Source organism: Paraburkholderia phosphatilytica (assembly GCF_003443895.1).
Taxonomy (GTDB): domain Bacteria; phylum Pseudomonadota; class Gammaproteobacteria; order Burkholderiales; family Burkholderiaceae; genus Paraburkholderia; species Paraburkholderia phosphatilytica.
In genome coordinates this window covers 97243-120242 of sequence record NZ_QQOA01000002.1, presented here as the reverse complement: position 1 = coordinate 120242, position 23000 = coordinate 97243, and the positions used below count along the sequence as shown (strand labels likewise).

The 23000-nt window shown below is 64.8% G+C and carries 18 protein-coding genes; 14 read left to right on the top strand and 4 right to left on the bottom strand.

Features of this window, described 5'->3' with window-relative positions; all coding sequences use genetic code 11:
• The first annotated feature begins 105 nt into the window (after window positions 1–105).
• The 7 genes from DVS29_RS02335 (at window position 106) to DVS29_RS02300 (ending at window position 10470) form a co-directional block, all read left to right on the top strand.
• Window positions 106–1716: a sugar ABC transporter ATP-binding protein gene (locus DVS29_RS02335; protein WP_118179058.1), complete on the top strand. Its 1611-nt coding sequence runs from the start codon at window positions 106–108 to the stop codon at window positions 1714–1716.
• A complete protein-coding gene (locus DVS29_RS02330) occupies window positions 1716–2765 on the top strand; it encodes an ABC transporter permease (RefSeq protein WP_118178834.1) in 1050 nt (349 codons plus the stop codon). Before DVS29_RS02335 ends, DVS29_RS02330 begins: the two co-directional genes overlap by 1 nt.
• A gap of 86 nt (window positions 2766–2851) precedes the next feature.
• Window positions 2852–3889, top strand: a complete 1038-nt coding sequence (locus DVS29_RS02325; RefSeq protein ID WP_118178833.1) for a LacI family DNA-binding transcriptional regulator — start codon at window positions 2852–2854, stop codon at window positions 3887–3889.
• Between the two features lie 275 nt (window positions 3890–4164).
• A complete protein-coding gene (locus DVS29_RS02320) occupies window positions 4165–4926 on the top strand; it encodes a 2-keto-4-pentenoate hydratase (protein ID WP_118178832.1) in 762 nt (253 codons plus the stop codon).
• Between the two features lie 562 nt (window positions 4927–5488).
• Complete coding sequence (locus tag DVS29_RS02310) at window positions 5489–7411, top strand: PrkA family serine protein kinase (RefSeq protein WP_118178830.1); 1923 nt, start codon at window positions 5489–5491, stop codon at window positions 7409–7411.
• A 129-nt stretch (window positions 7412–7540) separates the two neighbouring features.
• Window positions 7541–8809, top strand: a complete 1269-nt coding sequence (locus DVS29_RS02305) for a YeaH/YhbH family protein (protein WP_118178829.1) — start codon at window positions 7541–7543, stop codon at window positions 8807–8809.
• A gap of 137 nt (window positions 8810–8946) precedes the next feature.
• On the top strand, window positions 8947–10470 hold the full coding sequence (locus DVS29_RS02300; RefSeq protein WP_118179057.1) for a SpoVR family protein: 1524 nt from the start codon (window positions 8947–8949) through the stop codon (window positions 10468–10470).
• A gap of 45 nt (window positions 10471–10515) precedes the next feature.
• Here DVS29_RS02300 and DVS29_RS02295 read toward each other — a convergent pair whose 3' ends face one another.
• The 3 genes from DVS29_RS02295 to DVS29_RS02290 all read right to left on the bottom strand — a co-directional run bounded on the left by DVS29_RS02295 (window position 10516) and on the right by DVS29_RS02290 (window position 12205).
• A complete protein-coding gene (locus tag DVS29_RS02295) occupies window positions 10516–10737 on the bottom strand; it encodes a hypothetical protein (protein WP_118178828.1) in 222 nt (73 codons plus the stop codon).
• Between the two features lie 394 nt (window positions 10738–11131).
• Window positions 11132–11305 carry a hypothetical protein gene (locus DVS29_RS37165; protein ID WP_164707828.1) on the bottom strand — a complete coding sequence of 58 codons (174 nt, stop codon included), beginning with the start codon at window positions 11303–11305 and terminating at the stop codon, window positions 11132–11134.
• A gap of 72 nt (window positions 11306–11377) precedes the next feature.
• Entirely contained in the window at window positions 11378–12205 is an 828-nt protein-coding gene (locus DVS29_RS02290; RefSeq protein ID WP_118178827.1) for an aldo/keto reductase, read from the bottom strand.
• A 328-nt stretch (window positions 12206–12533) separates the two neighbouring features.
• Here DVS29_RS02290 and DVS29_RS02280 point away from each other — a divergent pair, with 328 nt between their 5' ends.
• The 5 genes from DVS29_RS02280 to DVS29_RS02260 all read left to right on the top strand — a co-directional run bounded on the left by DVS29_RS02280 (window position 12534) and on the right by DVS29_RS02260 (window position 18415).
• Window positions 12534–13763, top strand: coding sequence for an MFS transporter (locus DVS29_RS02280; protein WP_118179056.1), 1230 nt, complete (start codon window positions 12534–12536; stop codon window positions 13761–13763).
• 137 nt (window positions 13764–13900) lie between these two features.
• Window positions 13901–14629, top strand: a complete 729-nt coding sequence (locus tag DVS29_RS02275) for a FadR/GntR family transcriptional regulator (protein WP_118178825.1) — start codon at window positions 13901–13903, stop codon at window positions 14627–14629.
• An 863-nt stretch (window positions 14630–15492) separates the two neighbouring features.
• Window positions 15493–16608, top strand: coding sequence for a sugar ABC transporter substrate-binding protein (locus DVS29_RS02270; RefSeq protein ID WP_118178824.1), 1116 nt, complete (start codon window positions 15493–15495; stop codon window positions 16606–16608).
• 68 nt (window positions 16609–16676) lie between these two features.
• A complete protein-coding gene (locus DVS29_RS02265) occupies window positions 16677–17630 on the top strand; it encodes an ABC transporter permease (protein ID WP_118178823.1) in 954 nt (317 codons plus the stop codon).
• Complete coding sequence (locus DVS29_RS02260) at window positions 17630–18415, top strand: ATP-binding cassette domain-containing protein (protein ID WP_118178822.1); 786 nt, start codon at window positions 17630–17632, stop codon at window positions 18413–18415. Before DVS29_RS02265 ends, DVS29_RS02260 begins: the two co-directional genes overlap by 1 nt.
• Window positions 18416–18466: 51 nt before the next feature.
• Here DVS29_RS02260 and DVS29_RS02255 read toward each other — a convergent pair whose 3' ends face one another.
• A complete protein-coding gene (locus DVS29_RS02255; protein WP_118178821.1) occupies window positions 18467–20449 on the bottom strand; it encodes a sigma-54-dependent Fis family transcriptional regulator in 1983 nt (660 codons plus the stop codon).
• A gap of 410 nt (window positions 20450–20859) precedes the next feature.
• Here DVS29_RS02255 and DVS29_RS02250 point away from each other — a divergent pair, with 410 nt between their 5' ends.
• Entirely contained in the window at window positions 20860–21915 is a 1056-nt protein-coding gene (locus DVS29_RS02250) for an ATP-NAD kinase family protein (protein ID WP_118178820.1), read from the top strand.
• Between the two features lie 76 nt (window positions 21916–21991).
• On the top strand, window positions 21992–22975 hold the full coding sequence (locus DVS29_RS02245; protein WP_118178819.1) for a thiamine pyrophosphate-dependent dehydrogenase E1 component subunit alpha: 984 nt from the start codon (window positions 21992–21994) through the stop codon (window positions 22973–22975).
• Window positions 22976–23000 lie beyond the last annotated feature (25 nt).

Below are 23000 nucleotides of genomic sequence, written 5' to 3'. Positions count from 1 at the left end.
AACTTTCGCGTGATGGTCCACGCGCCGCTTCGTTACCGCGTCTTTCGGCAGGTGTCCGAAGGACGGGCGAAGCGGCTGGGGAAGGTCACCGGAACCGGAATCGCCATGGATTCGAACGCTGAAGACGGACCCACGCAAGCGCACCCGGTGCTGACGGTCGAAGGTATGGGCAAGACCTACGCCGTCGATCCGGTGCTGGCGGACGTCAGCCTGTCGCTGTCGGCGGGCGAGGTGCTCGCGTTGACGGGCGAGAATGGCGCGGGCAAGAGCACGCTGTCGAAGATCGTCGGCGGTCTGGTCGAGCCGACGACGGGCACGATGCAATTGAACGGCGCACCGTACTCGCCGGCGAGCCGGAAGGACGCCGAGGCGCTCGGCGTGCGGATGGTGATGCAGGAGCTGAACCTGCTGCCCACGCTGACGGTCGCGGAAAACCTGTTCCTGAACCGGCTGCCGCAGGCAGGTCCGCTCCGGTTCGGGTGGATCGACCGGCGCACGCTGCGGCAGCACGCGCGCGATGCGATGGCGCAGGTCGGGCTCGACGCGATCGATCCGGATACGCTCGTCGGCGAACTCGGCATCGGGCATCAGCAGATGGTCGAGATCGCGCGCAACCTGATCGGCGATTGTCGCGTGCTGATTCTCGACGAGCCGACCGCGATGCTGACCGCGCGTGAGGTGGACCTGCTGTTCGAGCAGATTGCCGCGCTGAAAAAACGCGGCGTCGCGCTCGTCTACATCTCTCACCGGCTCGAGGAGCTCGCGCAGGTGGCGGAAAAGGTGGCGGTGCTGCGCGACGGTCGGCTCGTGAAGGTCGACGCGATGGCGAACCTGTCGAGCGACCGGATCGTCACGCTGATGGTGGGCCGGGAACTCGGCGAGCGGATTGATCTGGGCGAACGCCGGATTGGCGCGCCGCTCCTGAAGGTGGACGGGCTCGGTCGCGGCCAGGTGGTGCGCGACGTGTCGTTCGAGGCGCGCTCGGGCGAGATCGTCGGCGTGAGCGGGCTGATCGGCGCGGGCCGCACCGAGCTGATGCGCCTGATCTATGGCGCGGACCGGAAGGATCGCGGCACGGTGGCGGTCGCGCCGGCGCCGGGCGAGACGCCGGTCGAAGTGAAGATCGAGTCGCCGGCGGACGCGGTGAAGCACGGCATCGCGCTGATCACCGAAGACCGCAAGGGCGAAGGCCTGCTGCTGCCGCAGCCGATCGCGGCGAACGTGTCGCTCGGCAACCTGCGCAGCGTGTCGCGCCATGGCGTGGTCGATGCGAAGCGCGAAAGCGCGCTGGCCGGCCGGCAGATCGCGGCGATGCGGATCCGCACGTCGGGGCCGGCGCAGCCGGTCGGCGAACTGTCGGGCGGCAACCAGCAGAAGGTCGTGATCGGCCGCTGGCTCGCGCGCGACTGCCGCGTGCTGCTGTTCGACGAGCCGACGCGCGGCATCGATGTCGGTGCGAAGTTCGACATCTATGGATTGATGGGCGCGCTTGCCCGGGAGGGACGCGCGCTGGTGGTGGTATCGAGCGACCTGCGCGAGCTGATGCTGATCTGCGACCGCATCGTCGTGATGTCCGCCGGGTGGCTGACGGGTATCTTCAGCCGCGACAGCTGGACCCAGGATGCGCTGCTCGGCGCGGCGTTCGCCGGCTACCGCAACCGCGAGGCGATGATGCACGCGCCGCTCACCGACGCGAACCAGACTGGGAGCGTGTGATGAACGAACCATCGGCGGAGCGCGGAACGGGTGGGACAGGTGGAACGCAAGGCGGCGCGACGGGCGTCGGCGACGATCCGTCGGCGCCGGTCGCGAGCGGCAAGCCGGCCGGCACGCGGCTCGGGTTCTCGAATTACCTGGGGCTCGCCGGCGCGCTGATCGCGATGATCGTGCTGTTCTCGTTCCTGAGTTCGCACTTTCTGACCTACGACACGTTCAGCACGATCGCGAACCAGATTCCGGACCTCGTCGTGATGGCCGTGGGCATGACCTTCGTGCTGATCATCGCGGGCATCGACCTGTCGGTCGGGTCGGTGCTTGCGCTGGGCGCGTCGGTGGTGAGCGTCGCGGCGCTGAAGTGGCACTGGGGCGCGCTGCCGTCGGCGCTCCTCGGTCTGATTGCGGCGGGGCTGACAGGCGCCTTCACGGGCGGGGTGACGGTGGGCTGGCGGATTCCGTCGTTCATCGTGTCGCTGGGCGTGCTGGAGGCGGCGCGCGGCGTCGCGTACCAGCTGACGAACTCGCGCACCGCCTACATCGGCGACGCGTTTGACTTCCTGTCGAACCCGATCGCGCTCGGCATCTCGCCGGCGTTCCTGATCGCGGTCGCAGTGATGGTGGTCGCGCAGCTGGTGCTCACGCGTACCGTGTTCGGCCGCTATCTGGTCGGCATCGGTACGAACGAGGAAGCGGTGCGGCTCGCGGGCGTCGACCCGCGGCCGTACAAGGTGATCGTATTCGCGCTGATGGGCGCGCTGTCCGGACTCGCGGCGCTGTTCCAGATCTCGCGGCTCGAAGCGGCTGATCCGAACGCGGGCGACGGCCTCGAGCTGCAGGTGATCGCCGCGGTCGTGATCGGCGGTACGAGTCTGATGGGCGGACGGGGGTCCGTGATCAGCACGTTCTTCGGCGTGTTGATCATTTCGGTGCTGGCGGCCGGTCTCGCGCAGATAGGGGCGAACGAACCGACGAAACGGATCATCACCGGTATCGTCATCGTCGTCGCGGTGGTGCTGGACACCTATCGAAGTCGCAGGAAGAAGCCGTAAACGTATGAAGGACGGCTGTCATCGAGGCGGCTGGCGCGCGACGGGGGTCGCGCGCGCGGCCAGAAAAGAGCAGGGAGCAACAGGAAATGGCGACGATCAAGGATGTGGCGGCGATAGCCGGCGTGTCGTTTACGACGGTGTCGCACGTCGTGAACAACTCGCGCCCGGTATCGGCGGACGTACGTGCGAAGGTCGAGCGGGCGATTCACGAACTCAACTACGTGCCGTCCGCGGTGGCGCGCTCGCTGAAGGCGCGCGCAACGGCGACGATCGGCCTCGTGGTGCCGAACAGCACGAACCCGTACTTCGCGGAGCTGGCGCGCGGCGTCGAGGACGGCTGCGCGCGCGCGGGCTACTGCGTGTTCTTCTGCAATTCGGACGACGATCCGATGAAGCAGCGCAACTACCTGCGCACGCTGCAGGAAAAGCGCATCGATGGGCTGGTAGTCGCGTCGGCCGGCGACGACGCCGTGCTCGCGCAGACGCTCGTCGACGCGCGCGAGCCGCTCGTGATCGTTGATCGCAACATCGAGGGACTCAACGCCGACCTCGTGCAGATCGACCACGAGAAGGGCGCGTATCTGGCCACCCGCCATCTGCTGCAGCTCGGCCACGTGAGGATCGGCTGCATCACCGGTTCGGTCGAGACGGCGGTCAGCGCGATGCGTGTGCACGGCTTCATCCGCGCGATGGCGGAGCGCGGCATCGAGATCATGCCGGAGGCGATCGTCGAGAGCGATTTCTCTGGGCTGGGCGGCCATCGCGCGGCGACGCAGCTGTTCGACACGATGCAGCCGACCGCGATTTTCGCGTGCAACGACATGATGGGCATCGGCGCGCTGCGCGCCGCCGCCGAGCGCGGCATGAGCGTTCCGCGCGACTGCTCGGTGATCGGTTTCGACGACATCGAACTGGGCCGCTTCACCTATCCGTCGCTGTCGACGGTCGGGCGCTCCGTGCGCGCGCTCGGCGAAGCGGCGGCGCAGACGCTGATCGAGCGGATCACCGGCGGCGCCGACGCCGCACGGGCGCCGGCGCGCCGCCGCGTGCTCGCGCCACGCCTGATCCTGCGCGAATCGACGGCCTCGTGGTCTACCGGCGACCGGCAGGGGCTCGCAGCCTGATTTCAGTGAATCTTTAAATTACCGCGCGTTACCGCTGGTCCAGCTGTCAAGGCCGCCGTTGTGTCCGCAACGGCGGCCTTTTCACGTCGATCACCCGCGATGCATCGAATCGGTCGACCCAAGGCGGTCCCGTTCCGGTACATTGACATCCGCAAACCGTTCCACGCTTCCCGTCGTGCCGCGCAGCAGCAATGCCGCGCGAGTCGTCCCGCCGCGGCCCGCGCCGCCGTTTTCCGCTCCGGCTCACCCATTCCAGCCGTCTGAAAGGACCCGACATGACGCATTCCGAACTTGCGCCACGCCTCGTCGAAGCCCGCCGCCAGCATCGCCTGATCGATACCCTGCCGCCCGACAGCCTGCCGCCCGACGCGGCGACCGCCTACGCGATCCAGCAGGCCGTGCTGGCCGGGCTCGGCACGGGCCCCGGGGGCTGGAAAATCGGGGCACGCTCGCCAGGCGGCGCGGCGGCGGGCGCGCCGATTCCGGCGCCGCTCGTGCTGCGCTCGCCTGCCGCGGTCGAGCACGGTGCGTTCTTCCGCGTGCTGGTCGAACTGGAAATCGCGTTTCGCTTCGCCGAACCGATTACGCCGCGCCGCGACACCTGCGACCGCGACGAAGTGCTGGCGCGCGTCGGCTCGGTGCTGCCGGCGATCGAGATTGTCGACAGCCGGTTCGCCGAGTGGCCGAACGTTGCGCCGCTCGCGCAGCTGGCCGACGCGCAGAACAACGGCGCTTTAATCGTTGGCCAGGCGCTGCCGTATGCCGCTACGGCGCGCAGCTTCGACTACGTGTCGCCGGTCGTCGAACTGTCGTTCGATGGCGAGTCGCTGACGCCCGAGGCGATCGGCAACCCCGCGGGCGACCCGCGCGAGCTGCTGGTGTGGTTCGTCAATCATTGCGCCGCGATGGGCATCTCGATCGAGCCGGACTGGACCATCACCACAGGCACCTATGTGGGCGCGCATCGTATCGAAGGGCCGGGCGTCGTGCGCGGCAGCATCGATGGCCTCAGCGAGGTCGAGCTCACGCTGACCTGAGCCGCGCAAGCGGTCTCATGGATAACCCTTCCTGGATTGCTGATGTCACTGGTCGATGTCATCGGCGACGGCCTTTCGCGCGTTGTGGCGAAAGGATGATGTACGCGACAGCAGGCGATGCCGATGCCGTGTGAGTCTTGCACGGAACGGAATAAAGGTTGCGTACCGGCGTTTGCATTGCGTACTGCATGCAAGGCGTATTCTGTAGCGCGGGACGGGGTGTGAAGCAGGGACGTGAAGCAGAAACTGAAGCGGAGCGTAAAACGCTGAACATCCCCGCGTTTTTCGTTCTGTTCAGCGCTTCGAACGCAGTGCACGGGTTGCAGAGTGTGGATCAGCAGGATCGCGTTTCGGACGCTCACGCGAGTGCTGGAACGCAAGATTGTAGGTGAGCGAAACCCTGTTACCAAGAGAGGAATGACACTGACTTCGTTGCGATACATTTTTCACAACGTTGTCGGTGAAAAAAAATTTAAAAGGGTTTAGGATGAATTCGAGCGATGTCGTTTCCGAATAGCGCGCCGCGCACGGCATCGGTCGCAGACTTTGGCCAGGAGGTAGCATGGATATCTACGGCAGTTTCGCGAACCGCTTCGAAAAAACGCGGGAAGAAGAATTCTCGCTTGAGGAGTATCTCGCGCTCTGCAAAGACAATCCCTCCGCGTATGCGACAGCAGGCGAACGCATGCTGGCAGCCATCGGGGAACCCGAGCAGGTCGATACACGCAACGATCCGCGTCTGTCGCGGATCTTCGCCAACAAGGTCATCAAGGTATATCCGGCGTTCCGTGAGTTCTACGGAATGGAAGAGGTCATCGAGCAGGTTGTGTCGTACTTCCGGCATGCTGCCCAGGGCCTCGAAGAAAAGAAGCAGATCCTCTATCTGCTCGGTCCGGTCGGCGGCGGCAAGTCGTCCATCGCCGAGCGCCTGAAGCAGCTCGCCGAACGCGTGCCGTTCTATTCGATCAAAGGCTCCCCCGTCAACGAATCGCCGCTCGGTCTGTTCGACTACGACGAAGACGGCCCGATCCTCGAGGAACAGTACGGCATTCCGCGCCGCTACCTGAAAAGCATCCTGAGCCCGTGGGCCGTCAAGCGCCTGCATGAATACAACGGCGACATCCGCAAGTTCCGCGTGGTGCGTCGCTATCCTTCCATCCTTCGCCAGATCGGTATCGCGAAGACGGAACCTGGCGACGAGAACAACCAGGACATCTCGTCGCTCGTCGGCAAGGTCGATATCCGCAAGCTTGAGCAGTACGCGCAGGACGACGCAGACGCATACAGCTACTCCGGCGGCCTGTGCCTCGCGAACCAGGGTCTGCTGGAATTCGTCGAAATGTTCAAGGCTCCGATCAAGGTGCTGCACCCGCTTCTCACAGCCACCCAGGAAGGCAACTTCAAGGGCACCGAAGGCTTCGGCGCAATTCCGTTCGACGGCATCATCCTCGCGCACTCGAACGAGTCCGAATGGAAGGCGTTCCGCAACAACCGCAACAACGAGGCGCTGCTCGACCGGATCTTCGTCGTGAAGGTGCCGTACTGCCTGCGCTATTCCGAAGAGATCAAGATCTACGAGAAGCTGATCCGCAACTCGTCGCTCGCGAGCGCGGTGTGCGCGCCGGGCACGCTCAAGATGATGTCGCAGTTCTCCGTGCTCACGCGTCTCGCGGAACCGGAAAACTCCAGCCTCTTTTCGAAGATGCAGGTGTACGACGGCGAGAACCTGAAGGACACGGACCCGAAGGCGAAGTCGTATCAGGAGTACCGCGATTTCGCGGGTGTGGACGAAGGCATGACCGGCATCTCGACGCGCTTTGCGTTCAAGATCATGTCGCGCGTCTTCAATTTCGACTCGAGCGAGGTCGCCGCGAACCCGGTGCACCTGATGTACGTGCTCGAACAGCAGATCGAACGCGAGCAGTTCCCGCCGGAAACCGAACAGAAATACCTGTCCTTCATCAAGGACGTGCTGGCATCGCGCTATGCGGAGTTCATCGGCAAGGAGATCCAGACCGCCTATCTGGAGTCGTACTCCGAGTATGGACAGAACATCTTCGACCGTTACGTCACGTACGCGGACTTCTGGATCCAGGACCAGGAATTCCGCGACCACGACACCGGCGAAAGTTTCGACCGCGCGGCGCTGAACGCGGAACTCGAGAAGATCGAGAAGCCCGCGGGCATCAGCAACCCGAAGGACTTCCGCAACGAGATCGTCAATTTCGTGCTGCGCGCACGGGCTGCGAACGCGGGCAAGAATCCTGCGTGGATCAGCTACGAGAAGCTGCGGGTCGTGATCGAAAAGAAGATGTTCTCGAACACGGAGGAACTGCTGCCGGTGATTTCGTTCAATGCGAAAGGGTCCGCGGAGGAACAGCGCAAGCACGAAGACTTCGTCAACCGGATGGTCGCGAAGGGCTACACGCCGAAGCAGGTGCGCCTGCTGTGCGACTGGTATCTGCGCGTGCGCAAGTCGTCATGACACGCTACGCGTCATGTCCGCGTGCGCGGTTCGCGCGGACGCCCGGCGGGGCGCAGGCCGCATGCACCTGAAACGGTGTCGTGCCAACCCTGCGTTCCGCACTTCCGAAATCAAGGCGGGAGACCGGATGTGCTTCATCAGATCATCGACCGCAGGTTAGCTGGCAAGAACAAGAGCATCGCCAATCGCGAGCGTTTTCTGCGCCGCGTCAAGAACTACATTCGCCGTGCCGTTTCCGAAGCGGTGCGCGACCGTAGCATCAAGGACATTCAGAACACCCAGAGCATCACGATTCCGCGCAAGGACATCGCGGAACCATCGTTCCGTCACGGCCCGGGCGGCCGGCGCGAGATGGTGCACCCCGGCAACGAGGAGTACATCCGCGGCGACCGCATTCCGCGTCCGCAGGGCGGCGGCGGGGGTGGCGGCTCGCAGGCGAGCAACGAAGGCGAAGGACAGGACGATTTCGTGTTCGAGCTGTCGCGCGAAGAATTCATGCAATACTTCTTCGACGACCTCGAACTGCCGCGCCTCGTGAAGACGCACCTGCTTGCGGTGCCGACGTGGAAGAGCATCCGTGCGGGCTGGGCGGCGGAGGGCACGCCGAACAACATCGACGTGGTGCGTTCCCTGCGCAGTGCGCTCGGGCGCCGCATCGCGCTCGGCGCGCCGCTCGTCAACGAGCTGCGCGAGCTGGAGCAGCAGCTCGAAGCGCTGAAGGAAGACCCGGCCGACCGTCGCGACGAGATCAAGGCGCTGGAGGAGCAGATCCATCACCTGAAGGGCCGCATCTGGCGCATCCCGTTCATCGATCCGTTCGACCTGCGCTACGTGAACCGCGTGAAGCAGCCGCAGCCGTCGAGCCAGGCGGTGATGTTCTGTCTGATGGATGTGTCCGGCTCGATGGACGAGCAGCGCAAGGACCTCGCGAAGCGCTTCTTCATCCTGCTGTACCTGTTCCTGAAGCGGAACTACGAGCGCATCGAGGTGGTGTTCATCCGCCACCACACACGCGCCGAGGAGGTGGACGAAGACACGTTCTTCCATTCCACGGAGAGCGGCGGCACGGTGGTTTCCAGCGCGCTCGAGCTGATGCGGAAGATCGTCGACGAGCGTTATTCGCCGAGCGAATGGAACATCTACGGCGCGCAGGCGTCCGACGGTGACAACTGGACCGACGATTCGCCGAAATGCCGCAAGATCCTGTCGGATGACATCCTCGAGAAGGTGCGCTATTTTGCGTATATACAGGTCGCTCCCGAAGAGCAGAACCTGTGGCTTGAGTACGCGCAGCTCGCGGAAACGGTGCCGCATCTGGCGATGAAGAAGGTCGACAACGCGGCCGACATCTACCCGGTGTTCCGGGAGCTGTTCGAAAAGCAGGCGGCGTCCGCATGACGAGCCGGGACGCGAAACACGACGCGGGCGCCGCGGCAGGCGCCCGAGACTACAACGCGGAACACGCCGGCGGCAACGAAGCAGAGCCGTCGCCGGCGCAGGCCGCGTCACCCATTGCGGGGCAAAGGGAAGTCCGTATGAACGTAGCCGACCGACGGCCTCTGCCGTGCCCGTCCGACTGGACCTTCGAACTGATCGAAGAGTACGACAGCCATATTGCGATTGCTGCGGAGCAATATGAACTGGACACGTATCCGATCCAGCTGGAACTCATCAGCGCCGAACAGATGATGGACGCGTACGCGTCCGTCGGCATGCCGGTCAACTACCGGCACTGGTCGTTCGGCAAACACTTTCTCGCCACCGAAAAAAGCTACCGTCGCGGGCAGATGGGGCTGGCGTACGAGATCGTGATCAACTCGAACCCCTGCATCGCGTATCTGATGGAAGAGAACACGATGACGATGCAGGCGCTCGTCATCGCGCACGCGGCGTACGGGCACAACTCGTTCTTCAAGGGGAACTACCTGTTCCGCTTGTGGACCGACGCGCACGCGATCGTCGACTACCTCGTGTACGCGAAGAACTATATCGCCGAGTGCGAAGAGCGCTTCGGGCTCGACCGCGTGGAAGAGCTGCTCGATTCGTGCCACGCGCTGATGAATTACGGCGTGGACCGTTACAAGCGGCCGCAGAAACTGTCGCTGGAACGCGAGGCGGCCGCGCGCCGCGAACGCGAGGCGTATCTGCAGTCGCAGGTGAACGAACTGTGGCGCACGCTGCCGCACCGCCAGGCGCCGCTGGAGGAAGAACCCGAAGGGCGCTTCCCGCCGGAGCCGCAGGAAAACCTGCTGTACTTCGCGGAGAAGAATGCGCCGCTGCTTGAGCCGTGGGAGCGCGAAGTGATCCGCATCGTGCGCAAGGTCGGGCAATACTTCTATCCGCAGCGGCAGACCCAGGTGATGAACGAAGGCTGGGCGACGTTCTGGCACTACACGTTGCTGAACACGCTCTACAACCAGGGCAAGCTGGAAGACGGCTTCATGATGGAGTTTCTCCATTCGCACAGCAACGTCGTCTATCAGCCGCCGGTGACGAAGCCGTATTACAGCGGCATCAATCCGTATGCGCTCGGCTTTTCGATGATGAGCGACATTCGCCGCATCTGCGAAAGCCCCACGGAAGAAGACCGCAAGTGGTTCCCGGAACTCGCGGGCAGCCCGTGGCTTCCGGCCATGCACTACGCGATGAACAACTTCAAGGACGAGAGCTTCGTCGCGCAGTATCTGTCGCCGCATCTGATCCGTGAAATGCGGCTCTTCTCGGTGCTCGACGACGACATGCGCGATGCGCTCGAAGTCTCGGCAATTCATGACGAAAGCGGCTACCGCTACGTGCGCCAGGCACTGTCACGGCAGTACGACATGCACCACCGCGAGCCGAACATCCAGGTTTGGTCGGTGAATACGCGCGGCGATCGCAGCCTGACGCTGCGCCATTTCATGAGCGACAACCGGCATCTGTCGAACGACAGCGAAGAGGTGCTCAAGCACATGGCGCGGCTGTGGCAGTTCGACGTGTACCTGGAAAGCGTCGATGAGAACGGCACAGTACGCAAGCGCTACGACTGCCGCTATGTGCCGCCGGCGGTGAGAGCGTAGCAAGGCACTGCGCAACTCAACCGCTGCACAACTCCTGAGCAACCGCTACGCGACCACGAGATCCACCGCGATCTCGTGCAGCAGGTCGCGCAGCATTTCCGCCTGCGCCATGCGCGCGCCGTCGCGCAGATGGATCTGCAACGCGCGGCCCTCGATACCGTCCACTGGCCGCGCGAGCCACAGTTCGACCGCGAGGCCGAGGCCTTCGGGCGCATGCTGCGTCACCGGTTCGATCACACGGGGCTTGAAACAGGCACCTTGAGACATCGCGACGCTCCTTGGCGAAAGCACGTGAGCGATCGTAGCGATAGCCTGTGCTTTTCCCAAACAACGATTCAGCGATTGCAAATCACGAGGGCACTGCGAGACATTGCGCGCGAGACGCGCACATGGGACTGGTGCTGAACTCAATCGCAGTCGCGCGGGCGTTGACGTTCGCGCGAATCGTGCGGCGGCATTTTTGCGAGCAGCAACCACGCGGCGGCAATGAGCAGATACAGGAGAAAGGCGCTCATAGCGGCTCCGTTCGATTCGTCGGTGTCCATCGTAGCGAGGATGGCAGCGTCAATGGTTTCATACGGGTATCAGACCGTTACCAGACGTGACCGACAGTACGGAAAGCCACTCAGCCGCCGCCGCGGCGGCAGGCTCAACCCCGGGTTCAGCCCACTGGCGGTTCGCCTTCGCCGGTCTCTTTGCCGGGCCGGTCGGCGGGGCTCGACTTGTTCGCGTTCTCGTGACGCTCCGGCATGCGGCTCTTTTCGTTGTCGCTGTGAATAGCTTTGTCCGGATGCTTCGGATCGGACTTCGATGGGTCGTGTTCGGACTTGCTCATCGCGTTCCTCCAGATCGTTCCCTCGGATATGACTGTGGAGCAATCGTCGGGCCAGACGATGGCAGCGCGCGCTTATCCCGCTGCGCCGACCGCCATGACGATCTGTTGCCGGATCGCGGGGTCGGGATATTCGCCGAGACCGGCGCGCGCATTCTCCGCCATGTAGTCGGGGCGGCCGGTGCCGGGAATCACAACGGTCACGGACGGATTCGCGAGCACGAACTTGAGCAGCACTTGCGCCCACGATGTGCAGCCGATATCCGCGGCCCACGGCGGCAGCGTCGTGTGGCTCATCCGCGCGAGCAGACCACCGCCGCCGAACGGCTGGTTCACGATCACCGCGATACCGAGGTCGGCAGCGAGCGGCAGGATGCGCGCTTCGGCGGCGCGGTCGTCGGCCGAATAATCGATCTGCACGAAGTCCGGCTTCTCGCTGCGCATCACCGCTTCCACCTCGGCAAACGCGCTCGACGTGTAGTGCGTAATGCCGATGTGACGGATGCGGCCTCGCGCCTTCCAGTCGCGCAGCGTTGCGAGCTGCGTGCGCCAGTCGAGCAGGTTGTGCACCTGCATCAGGTCGATGCGCGGTTGCTGGAAGCGGCGCATCGATTCCTCCATCTGCGCGATGCCGGCTTCGCGTCCCTCGGTCCACACCTTCGTCGCGACGAACGCCTTGTCATGCGCGTGCAGCCGCGTGAGCAGCGTGCCCGCGACCGCTTCCGACGATCCATACATCGGCGACGAATCGAGCACCGAGCCGCCCGCCGCGAACAGCACGCGCAGCACATCGGCGAGCCGGTCGAGTCCGGCTGCGTCGCCGCCAACATCAAAGGTTCGCCACGTGCCGCAACCCACTACGGGAAGCGGTTCTTTCGTCGATGGAATCGTGCGGCGTTCCATGGGTGCGGAAGAATGATCGTCGGCGTGCGCAAGCATGGAGGCCGCAAGAGCGGCAAGCACGGTTTCGTGCGGTACGCCGAACGCGACGGCCACGCGCAGCGCGTCACGCAGAAAGCTTCGGCGTGCGGTGAGTTCGTCCTGTTCGTGCTGAAGATCGTGCATTGCGTCGCTCCGCCGGATCGCCCAGTCGTTGTGCGCACGATAAGCGATTTCTCTTCATGACGCCGCGAGCAGGACGCCCGCCGCATGCTCTACACTTGCGGGTTCTCGCGCCGGCATGACCGGCGCATCGCGGTTCGCGCAGTTCGATCGACCACAACAACCACTCATGACCAGCCCAAGCGCCGACGTCTCCAGCAGTCTGATCCGTTATCCCGCGTTCCAGCGCTTCTGGGGCAGCCGCGTGCTGTCGTCCGTGTCGTTCCAGATGCTCGCCGTCGCGATCGGCTGGCACATCTATGGGCTCACGCATAGCGCGTTCGCGCTCGGGCTCGTCGGGCTCGCGCAGTTCCTGCCGATGTTCGTGCTGACGCTCGTCGTCGGTCATGTCGCGGACCGTTACGACCGCCGGCGGATCGCCGCGATCTGCCAGGGGCTCGAAGCACTCGCGGCAGCGATCTTCCTTGCCGGCACGCTCGGCGGCTGGTTGACGGCGTCCGCGATCTACGCGCTGGCCGCAGCGGTCGGCGCCGCCCGCGCGTTCGAATCGCCGTCGGTGTCGTCGCTGTTGCCGGGCGTCGTGCCGCGCGGCGAGCTGCCGCGCGCGACCGCCGTGTCGACCTCGGCCAACCAGGCCGCGCAGATTCTCGGACCGGCATGCGGCGGCTTCCTGTACGGCGTCGGGCCGTCGGCGGTGTATGCGGTCTGCGTGCTGTCGTTCGCGCTCGCTGCGATGCTGATGGTCGCGATTCCGCTGCGCACGAAGCCGCCGGCACGCGCGCCGGTCACGCTCGAATCGGTGTTCTCGGGCATCGCGTTCATCCGCCGCGAACCCGCGATTCTCGGCGCGCTGTCGCTCGATCTGTTCGCGGTGCTGTTCGGCGGTGCGACCGCGCTGCTGCCGATCTTCGCGCGCGACTTTCTTCACACCGGACCGTGGGGCCTCGGCCTGCTGCGCTCCGCGCCCGCCGTCGGCGCACTGCTCGGTTCGATCTGGTTCGCGCATTTCCCGCTGCGCCGCCGTCCCGGCATCGCGATGTTCGGCGGCGTGATCGTGTTCGGCATCGCGACCATCGTATTCGGGCTGTCCGGTCATTTCATGGTGTCGCTCGTTGCGCTCGCAGTGCTCGGCGCATCCGACGTGATCAGCGTCGTCGTGCGGCTGTCGCTCGTGCAGCTGCGCACGCCGGACGCGATGCTCGGCCGCGTCAGCGCGGTCAACGCGCTCTTCATCGGGACCTCAAACCAGCTCGGCGAGTTCGAATCGGGGATCACCGCGGGGTGGTGGGGTGCGAAGGCCGCGGTGCTGGTGGGCGGCTTCGCGACGATCGGCGTCGCGCTGCTGTGGATGCGGCTCTTTCCGGAGCTGGTGCGTACGCGTTCGCTCGGACGCGAGTGAAGGGCGTCACGCACACTTTGAGCGCTTTGAGCACGTAGCGCCGCTTAACGTGACGATCGTCAAGCCCCCAATCTTAGTCAGCTTGGGGCCAAATTCCGCGTGCTATGCTTGAAGCACGGCACGAACCTTTCCCCCCAATGGACTATCGTCATCTACCGCAACGCAAAAGCCTGCATGGCCGCATCGTGCAGGAGCTCGGCATGGACATCGTCAGCGGCCGCGTTCAGCCCGGCCAGCGTCTGCCCGCCGAAGCGGAGCTGTGCGAGCGCTACGGCGTGAGTCGTCCGGTGCTGCGCGAGGCGACGCGGGTGCTGGTCGCGAAGGGACTCGTGATCTCGAAGCCGCGTGTGGGCAGCGTCGTGAAGCCGCGCGCGCAATGGCACATGCTCGATCCCGACGTGCTGTTCTGGACACTCAGCACCATCCCCGAAGGCGAGTTCTTCAATTCGCTGATGACGGTGCGCCGCATCATCGAACCCGCCGCCGCAGCGCTCGCGGCAAGCGCGGCCACCGCCGACGATCTCGACCTGATCGCATCCGCATACAACCGCATGGAATCGGCCGACACCGCGGCCGGGCTGCTCGAGCCCGACCTCGAGTTCCACCGCGCGATCATGGCCGCCACCCATAACGACATGCTCGCGTACATCGGCAACATGCTGTCGCTCGCATTGTCGGAGTCGATCAAGCTGACGAGCCGCCACCCCGACACGCACGCGCTGTCGTTGCCGCGGCACAAGGCGATCCTCACCGCGATCCAGAGCCGCGATCCGCTCGGCGCGCGTCACGCGAGTCTCGTGCAGCTCGAAAACGCACGCGCCGATGCCGAGAACGTGCTCGAAGTCGGCTCGCATTATCCGGCCTGACCGTTCGCGTTGTGTTCTGCGCCGGCCGACAGAACGCGCCGATGTGCACTGACTTTTCGTTTCCCTGCGAGGCCTCCGTCCGATGCGACGAACCCGCCCGCGTGCTCGGCTCGGGTTCGCATCGCCCCATCGCGCAGAGTTCGGCAAGCGCGTTGCGCGCCGTCCCACGGATTGGTTAAAAGTAAGACTATTTTGGCGAAAAATGCAGGGTGATTCAGATGCTTGATCGCGCTCGCGATCAAGCCTGCATGATCAGCGCGGCATAGCGTTCATCGACGTCCGAAGCACCATTCCGCTCGCTCAGACGCGGCTGCGTTGATCGCCTGCGCACAGCATGTGCGGTTGGTGCAGCGCAATCGCTTCAAGCGAGCGCGCGTCTCGTTGAAAATTGCATTCGACGTCGGTCGAACAAGGCGCTCAGCCTTTCGAAAGCTTGCGCGCGCAGCGTGAGATCGATGCCGAAGCAGGCATCCCGAATCGCATGACGAACCCAACCCAGATAGTGAGCATTGGCACGTGCCGACGTCGCTCGAGCCCGTTGCGTCCGCATGGATCACTTCACGATATATTCGCGATGCGCCGCATCATTCGCGTGGGCTCGCATTGTCATGGAAAAAGCATTCAATAGTTTGACTAGTTAAGGGTATACATCGATTAATCGACCTTGGGGCGTGATATAGGATTTTCAGCGAGGTCGTCAAGGGTGCGCGTAGCCTGTTCTGCGCACAGGTTTCGAGGGGACCTGATGCCCGGCCCGGCGCCGTTGCGATACGTTCGCCAGGGTCGTCATCCGTAGTCAATGCAGTAGTTCGCCATACATCACTGCGACAACTGAAAGACCACTGAGAAGACGGGAGATAGAGATGACGCAACAGCGGGACGACGACGTGACCCAGGGCGGCGCGCGGGAGACCGAACTCAACGACAGGCAGGCCACGCGACGCGGTCTGCTGCAAGGCGCGGGACTCGCGACCGCGATGGCGCTGCTCGGCGGCGCGGCGGCCACGCCCGCGTTTGCCGCCGAAGGCGCGGCATTTCCGAATCACAAGCGCTGGAAGATCGTGTTCGTCAACCACGTGACGACGAACCCGTTCTTCGTGCCGACCCAGTACGGCATTCAGGACGCGACGTCGCTGCTCGGCATGGACTATCAATGGACCGGCTCGGCCAACGCCGACGTCGGCGAGATGGTCAACGCAATGAACGCCGCGATCGCCGCGAAGGCCGACGCGATCGCCGTGCCGATCGTCGATCCGAAGGCGTTCGATGCGCCGATCCGCAAGGCGCTCGACGCCGGCATTCCGGTGTTCGCGTACAACGCGGACGCGCCGCGCGGCAGCACCAATCCGCGTCTCGCCTACATCGGCCAGGACCTGTACCTGTCGGGCTACCAGATGGGCGAGCGGATCGCGAACCTGATCGACAGCGGTCTCGTCGCGCTCTTCATCGCAACGCCCGGCCAGCTGAACATCCAGCCGCGTCTGGATGGCGCGAGCGACGCGATCAAGAAGTCCGGCAAGAAGATCGAGATCCAGACCATCGCGACGGGCGCTACCGTCAACGAGGAACTGTCGAAGATCAAGTCGTTCTATCTCGGCCACCAGGACCTGAAGGGCATGTTCGCGGTCGACGCGGGCAGCACCCAGGGCGTCGCGCAGGTGATGAAGGAAAACAACCTGCAGAGCAAGGGCGTGCATGGCGGCGGCTTCGACCTGCTGCCGCGCACGGTGGAACTGATCCACGAAGGTGTGCTCGATTTCACGATCGACCAGCAGCCGTACGTGCAGGGCTTCTACACCGTCGTCGAAGCGTTCACCTATCTGGCCTCGGGCGGTCTCGTCGGACCGGCTGACGTCAACTCGGGTCTGAAGTTCGTCACGAAGGATTCGGTGGATCCGTATCTGAACACCGAGACGCGCTATGAAGGCAAGTCGACGAAGGCGCAGATCGTACCTCGCTCCGGACCGATCAAGGGTTGATGAAATAAGTGAGTGACCAGACCAAGACCGCCGCAAAGGCGGAAACCCGGCCCGCCACACGCTCGAGCGTGTGGTCGGGTTTGCTGGAGCGCGGCGCCGAGATCCGCATTCTCGTCGTCGCGCTGATCCTGTGCGCGTACTTCGAAACCGCGAATCACGATTTCCTGCTGACGAGCGCGAGCCTCGAAAACCTGTCGCAGTTCATCGCGCCGGTCGCGATCATCGCGTTCGGCGAGATCATGCTGATGATCGGCGGCGAGATCGATCTGTCGGCGGGTATGGTGTTCGCGTTCGCGCCGTTCATCATGTATTTCGCGCATGATGCCGGCGCGCCCGCGTGGCTCGCGCTGATCGCGGGGCTGGCCGCGGCGGCGTTCGTCGGCCTCATCAACGGCGCCGTGACGGTGTACCTGCGCATTCCTTCGTTCGTGACGACGCTCGGCACGCTGTTCTTCGTGAACGGCTTCACGCTGACGATCTCGCGCGGCACACCGGTGTCGCCGCCGGGCGACGCAGGCTTCGCCGCGTTCATGGGCGGCTGGGGCTATAGCGAGATCATCTGGTGTGGCGTGATCGTCGTGATCATGCATGCGTTGCTGAGGCATACGCGCTGGGGTCTGCATACCATCGCGGCCGGCGCGAACCAGCTGGGCGCGAGCGAAGCCGGTATTCACGTGAAGCGCCTCGCGCTCGGCAACTTCGTGCTCGCGGCGTTTTTCGCGGGGCTCACCGGCATCCTGGAAGGCTTCCGCATCACGTCGGTGGACCCGCAGGCGGGCGGCAACCAGATCATGTTCCTCGCGGTCGCGGCAGCGGTGATCGGCGGCACGCCGCTCGCGGGCGGCTCCGGCACGATGATCGGCGGGCTGATCGGCGCGGCGGTGCTCGGTATCCTGAACGACGGCTTCACGCTGATCGGCATCAACGCGTTCACGTTCAACATGATTCTTGGCGCCGCAATTCTCGCCGCGATGATCTTCAACATTCATTCGGTGCGGCTGTCGCGCAAGGGAGCGCGATGATGGCGGACACTCCGGCAGTGAACACGCCGCTCGCATTGCGCGCCGACAATATCGTGAAGCGCTTCGGCGCGGTGACGGCGCTCGACGGCGTGAGCCTCACGCTCAAGCCCGGCGAGATTCTCGGCGTGCTCGGCGACAACGGCGCGGGCAAGTCGACGCTGATCAAGATATTGACGGGCTTTCAGCAGCAGACCACCGGACAGTTGTTCATTCACGGCGAAGAGACGCTGCTGCGTTCAGTCGATCATGCGCGCGCGCTCGGCATCGAATGCGTGTATCAGGATCTTGCGCTCGCGAACTCGTTGTCGATCTATCACAACATGTTCCTGAACCGCGAGATCGTGCATGGCGGTCCGTTCAGGTTCCTGAACCATCGCGCGATGCGCGCGCGGGCCGCCGAATGTCTGGAGGAAATCGGCGTGCACGTGCCGTCGGTCGATCTTCCCGTGGAGCGGCTGTCGGGCGGTCAACGACAGGCGATCGCGGTGGCACGCGCGGTGAACTCGAACGCGAAGATCCTGCTGCTCGACGAACCGCTCGCGGCGATGGGCGCGCGCGAAGCGGCGCTGATCATCGATCTGGTGCTGCGGCTGAAGGAGAAGGGCGGCCTGTCGATCGTGATGATCATGCACAACTACGCGCAGACGCTCGATATCGCCGACCGCGTGATGCTGATGCAGCGCGGCCGCGTCACGTACGAACGCGAGGCGGCGAGCACGTCGGTCGAAGAGCTGATGGACATCGTGCGCCGCGAGTATCGCGCGATGCGCGGGGCGGCGGCGTGACCTTGCGAATGAGCTTGCGCGTGAGCTTGAGCACGCTGAACTGAGCGGCTGCTACAGCCGGTGCGGTCCCACGATGCCGAACCTCGCGATGCGCCGGTAGAGCGTCGCGCGCGACATGCCGAGCGCTCGCGCCGCGTCATTCGGCCTCCATTGATGCAACGTCAACGCGCGAACGATGCGGTCGCGCTCGTCGTCGGGATCCCCGGCGGCGAGCGTGTCCACACCGATCGCGGGCACGAGTTGCGCTGCCATGTCCGGCGACACATGGCGCAATTCCACACGCGTCGAATCGCACACCGCGCACGCATAGCGGACCACGTTGCGCAGCTGCCGGATATTGCCCGGCCATGCGTGCTGCGCGAGGCACTCGGCCAGACGCGCGTCGAGCGTCAATACATGACCGGCCGCCTGCGCTTCTTCGTCGAACACCGCTGCGATCACTTCGTCGATATCCGCGCGTTCGCGCAATGGCGGCATCGCGAGCGTCGCGCCCGTCAGCCGATAATAGAGGTCTTCGCGGAAGGTGCCGGCTTGGACCATCTGCTCAAGATTGCGGTGCGTCGCGCAGATCACGTCGACGTCGACCCGCACCGGCGTGTCTCCACCCAGCGGCAACACTTCGCCTTCGGCCAGCACACGTAGCAGCCGCGTCTGCAGATTGAGCGGCATGTCGCCGATCTCGTCGAGGAACAGCGTGCCGCTGTCGGCCAGCGCGATCTTGCCGCGCGCGCCGCGGTTGCGCGCGCCGGTGAACGCGCCCGGCGCATAACCGAACAGCTCGCTCTCGATCAGCGATTCGGGTATCGCTCCACAATTCACCGCGACGAACGGACGCGCGTGGCGTGCACCGGAGTCGTGGATCGCGCGCGCGAAGACTTCCTTGCCCGCGCCGGTTTCGCCGAGAATCAGGATGGGCAGCCGGCGGCCAGCGATCCGCAGCGCGACTTCCGCCATGCGCGCGATACGCGTGTCGTCGCTATGCAGGAAGCGGCGCATCGCGCTGCTCATCGGCTGCTCGCGGAGCGTGCTTGGGTTCGTGCCTGATGAAACGGTAGTGGACGAAGCGGCTGCCGCGCCGTGACCCGTCGGCGCTCCATGTGCGCCATGCGACCGGCGCCGCAGCGGCGCGCGAATCCGTGCGTGCAGCGTCGTACCGTTCGCGCGCAGCCGCAATCCAATGATGAAATCGGTGCGTCCGACGTCGCGCAGATGCGCGTCCGACGTATCGAAGATATCGTCGATGTGACGCGGCCCATCGAGTCCCGGCACGCATTCATGCGCACGGCGATTCGCGGCGACGATGGCGCCGGTTTCGTCGAACGCAATCAGGATCTCCGGCTGCGCCTCCACGTAATTGCGGTTCTGATGGCCGAACAGGATCCAGTGCTCGGCCGTCTGGTTCAGGAAGTAGCCGTCCTCGATCAGCCCGGCGCTTTGTCTCACGAGTTGATAGACCAGATGCTGGCTGTCGCGGTTGTCCGGCGAATGGATCGCGGACGCATCGAGCACGCCGATCAGTTCGCCCGTCGGCGCGAAGATTGGCGCCGCGCTGCAGGTGAGCGTGGTGAACGCCGCGCGGAAGTGATCGATCTTGTGCACGGTGATCGGTGCGAGATCGGTCAGCACGTTTGCTATGCCGCAGGTGCCTTCCTCGCGCTCGGACCAGCACGAGCCCAGATGCAGACCCGCGTGCCGGAAGTCGCCGCGCCGTTCGCGGTCGATCCGGTAATCGATCGTCACACCGTGCGCGTCGCTCAGCATCACGCAGTAGTCGGCCACGCGAATCATGTCGTGCAGCCGTGTCAGACACTGGCCCGATGCACGCAGAAACGCCTCTTCCTTGCCCTGCACCTCGCGCAGTTCGGCGGCGGTCAATACGCGCGGTCCGATCGCGGAGCCGGGGTCGAGCTGGTACTGCTCGAACGAACGCTGCCACGACGACACGAGCCGCGCCGAGTTGGCAGGCGCGGGCAGGCGGCCTTCGATCGCGCCGCGTACGCGGTCGACATGCTGGTTTTGACGGACATAGGGCATCGGACACTCCAGCGAAGCGCAATGCAGTCTGGACAGTTCTTGTAGCACATCCGCCCGCGCCGATCACACCGCAGTGCAGCACGTGAGACGCCTGAGACGTTCGTCTCAGCACGTTGAGACGAATGCAGGAGACGCCTGAAAGCGCCTGTATGCAGGGCTTTGCGCCAAGGTGCGCCCGTCGACACGCTCGGCAGAGCTGAGACACGCCGTCTCGACGAACGCTCGTGCTGGACCACGACGCACGTGTCGCCACTCACAAAACCCCTTGTTTTCAGGGCTTTTCTCGCCACAGCGAAAGCACCGCGGAGTCGCTGCACATTGGCACGCCTGTTGCAGATTGCATGGACCATCCGGCGCACGCTCGACGCCGGCAGGAACAGGCCGTCGATGCGCGGCCAGGAGACAACGCAGTGCCATCGCCCGTCACGGTCGGCGTGGTCGCGAATCCGGCTTCCGGTCGCGACATCCGCCGCCTCACCACGTATGCATCCGTATTCCCGACGGCGGAAAAAGCCAACATGGTCGTGCGACTGCTCGCAGGACTTGGCGCGCTCGGCATCGAACGCGTGCTCGCGCTGCGCGACGAAACCGGCGTCGCCGCGTTGTTGCTGCGCGCGCTGGAGACCCACGCCGCGGTGGCCGCGCACGAACACTGGCCCGACGTCGAATTCCTCGATCTGCCGATCACCGACAGCGCGGCCGATACGCATGCCGGCGTCGCGCAGATGAAGCGCGCCGAAGTGAGCGTGATCGCGGTGCTGGGCGGCGACGGCACGCATCGCGCGGTGGCTGCGCATTGCGGACGCATTCCGCTGCTCACGCTGTCCACCGGCACCAACAACGCGTTTCCCGATCTGCGCGAGGCGACCGTCGCGGGCCTCGCCGGTGCGCTCGTCGCGCGTGGCGCGGTGCCGCCCGACATCGCGCTCACGCGCAACAAGCGGCTCGTCGTGCGCTGCGTCGAAGGCTCGCAGGCAGGCCGCGAGGAGATCGCGCTCGTCGACGTCTGCGCGAGCCGTCAGCGCTTCGTCGGCGCCCGCGCGATCTCCGCGCCGTCGGATATCGATGCGCTGTTCCTCACGTTCGCGGAGCCCGACGGCATCGGCCTGTCGTCGATCGGCGGCGCATGGGCGCCGGTGGAGCGTGGCGCGTCGCATGGGTTGTCGATGACGTTTGCCGGCGACGGCGAAACCGGCATGCCGCTGATCGCGCCGATTGCGCCGGGCCGTGTAGACCGCGTGACGCTCACCGGCTGCGAACGGCTCGAGCCCGACGTGTGGATGCCGATCGTGTTCGAACGCGGCACGCTCGCGTTCGATGGCGAGCGCGAGATCGAAGTGGAGCGCGGCGACCGCTATGAAATCCGGCTCGACTGGCAGGGACCGCTGACGGTCGACGTGGAGCGCACGCTGCGCTTTGCCGCTTCCCGACAGCTATTACGTGAGGCGGCAGCACGCGTCACGTAGGCAACCGCAACACCAGCACGACACGAAGCACAGCACCGAAACACACACAACCGGCAGTCCAATCAAGGAGACGACCATGGCTGTTTCGAATCAGTTGGGCAAGGAGACGCTCATCGAAGCGTATCGACGCATGCGCACGATACGCGAGTTCGAGGAGCGTCTGCATACCGAATTCGCAACCGGCGAAATCCCCGGTTTCGTGCACCTGTATGCGGGCGAAGAGGCCTCCGCGGTCGGCACGATCCTGCATCTGAACGACGCCGATTACGTCGCGACCACGCACCGCGGTCACGGCCACTGCATCGCGAAGGGCGTCGACGTGCACGGCATGATGGCCGAGATCTACGGCCGCAAGACCGGCGTGTGCCACGGCAAGGGCGGCTCGATGCACATCGCCGATCTGTCGAAGGGGATGCTCGGCGCGAACGGCATCGTCGGCGCGGGCGGTCCGCTCGTGTGCGGCGCGGCGCTCGCGGCGAAGCTGAAGAAGACGGGCGGCGTCGGCGTGTGCTTCTTCGGCGACGGCGCGTCGAATCAGGGCGTGATATTCGAGTCGATGAACCTCGCGTCGGTGTGGCGGCTGCCGGTCGTGTTCGTCGCGGAGAACAACGGCTATGCCGAGGCCACGTCATCCACCTGGTCGGTGGCGAGCGACAACATCGCGGACCGCGCGAACGGCTTCGGCATGCCGGGCGTGATCGTCGACGGCTTCGATTTCTTCGCGGTGCACGAGGCAGTCGGCGAAGCGATTTCGCGGGCCCGCAATGGCGGCGGCCCGACACTGGTGGAGGTGAAGCTGTCGCGCTATTTCGGCCACTTCGAAGGCGATGCGCAGACCTATCGCGCGCCCGGCGAAGTGCAGAAGCTGCGCGATGAGAAGGACTGCCTGAAGCGTTTCGAGGAGCGCGTGGTGCGCGCCGAAGTGCTTACGACGAGCGATCTGCGCGCAGTCGACGCCGAGGTAAAAGCGCTGATCGACGACTCGGTCGTGAAAGCGAAGGCTGCGCCGCTGCCCACCGCGGACGATCTGCTGACCGACGTCTACGTGTCGTATCCGTAACCGGACTGAAGACGCTTCATTCCAT

Coding starts and splice junctions, on each gene's coding strand:
- DVS29_RS02335 (WP_118179058.1), top strand. CDS start 106: ATGGATTCGAACGCTGAAGACGGACCCACGCAAGCGCACCCGGTGCTG.
- DVS29_RS02330 (WP_118178834.1), top strand. CDS start 1,716: ATGAACGAACCATCGGCGGAGCGCGGAACGGGTGGGACAGGTGGAACG.
- DVS29_RS02325 (WP_118178833.1), top strand. CDS start 2,852: ATGGCGACGATCAAGGATGTGGCGGCGATAGCCGGCGTGTCGTTTACG.
- DVS29_RS02320 (WP_118178832.1), top strand. CDS start 4,165: ATGACGCATTCCGAACTTGCGCCACGCCTCGTCGAAGCCCGCCGCCAG.
- DVS29_RS02310 (WP_118178830.1), top strand. CDS start 5,489: ATGGATATCTACGGCAGTTTCGCGAACCGCTTCGAAAAAACGCGGGAA.
- DVS29_RS02300 (WP_118179057.1), top strand. CDS start 8,947: ATGAACGTAGCCGACCGACGGCCTCTGCCGTGCCCGTCCGACTGGACC.
- DVS29_RS02295 (WP_118178828.1), bottom strand. CDS start 10,737: ATGTCTCAAGGTGCCTGTTTCAAGCCCCGTGTGATCGAACCGGTGACG.
- DVS29_RS37165 (WP_164707828.1), bottom strand. CDS start 11,305: ATGAGCAAGTCCGAACACGACCCATCGAAGTCCGATCCGAAGCATCCG.
- DVS29_RS02290 (WP_118178827.1), bottom strand. CDS start 12,205: ATGGAACGCCGCACGATTCCATCGACGAAAGAACCGCTTCCCGTAGTG.
- DVS29_RS02280 (WP_118179056.1), top strand. CDS start 12,534: ATGACCAGCCCAAGCGCCGACGTCTCCAGCAGTCTGATCCGTTATCCC.
- DVS29_RS02275 (WP_118178825.1), top strand. CDS start 13,901: ATGGACTATCGTCATCTACCGCAACGCAAAAGCCTGCATGGCCGCATC.
- DVS29_RS02270 (WP_118178824.1), top strand. CDS start 15,493: ATGACGCAACAGCGGGACGACGACGTGACCCAGGGCGGCGCGCGGGAG.
- DVS29_RS02260 (WP_118178822.1), top strand. CDS start 17,630: ATGGCGGACACTCCGGCAGTGAACACGCCGCTCGCATTGCGCGCCGAC.
- DVS29_RS02255 (WP_118178821.1), bottom strand. CDS start 20,449: ATGCCCTATGTCCGTCAAAACCAGCATGTCGACCGCGTACGCGGCGCG.
- DVS29_RS02245 (WP_118178819.1), top strand. CDS start 21,992: ATGGCTGTTTCGAATCAGTTGGGCAAGGAGACGCTCATCGAAGCGTAT.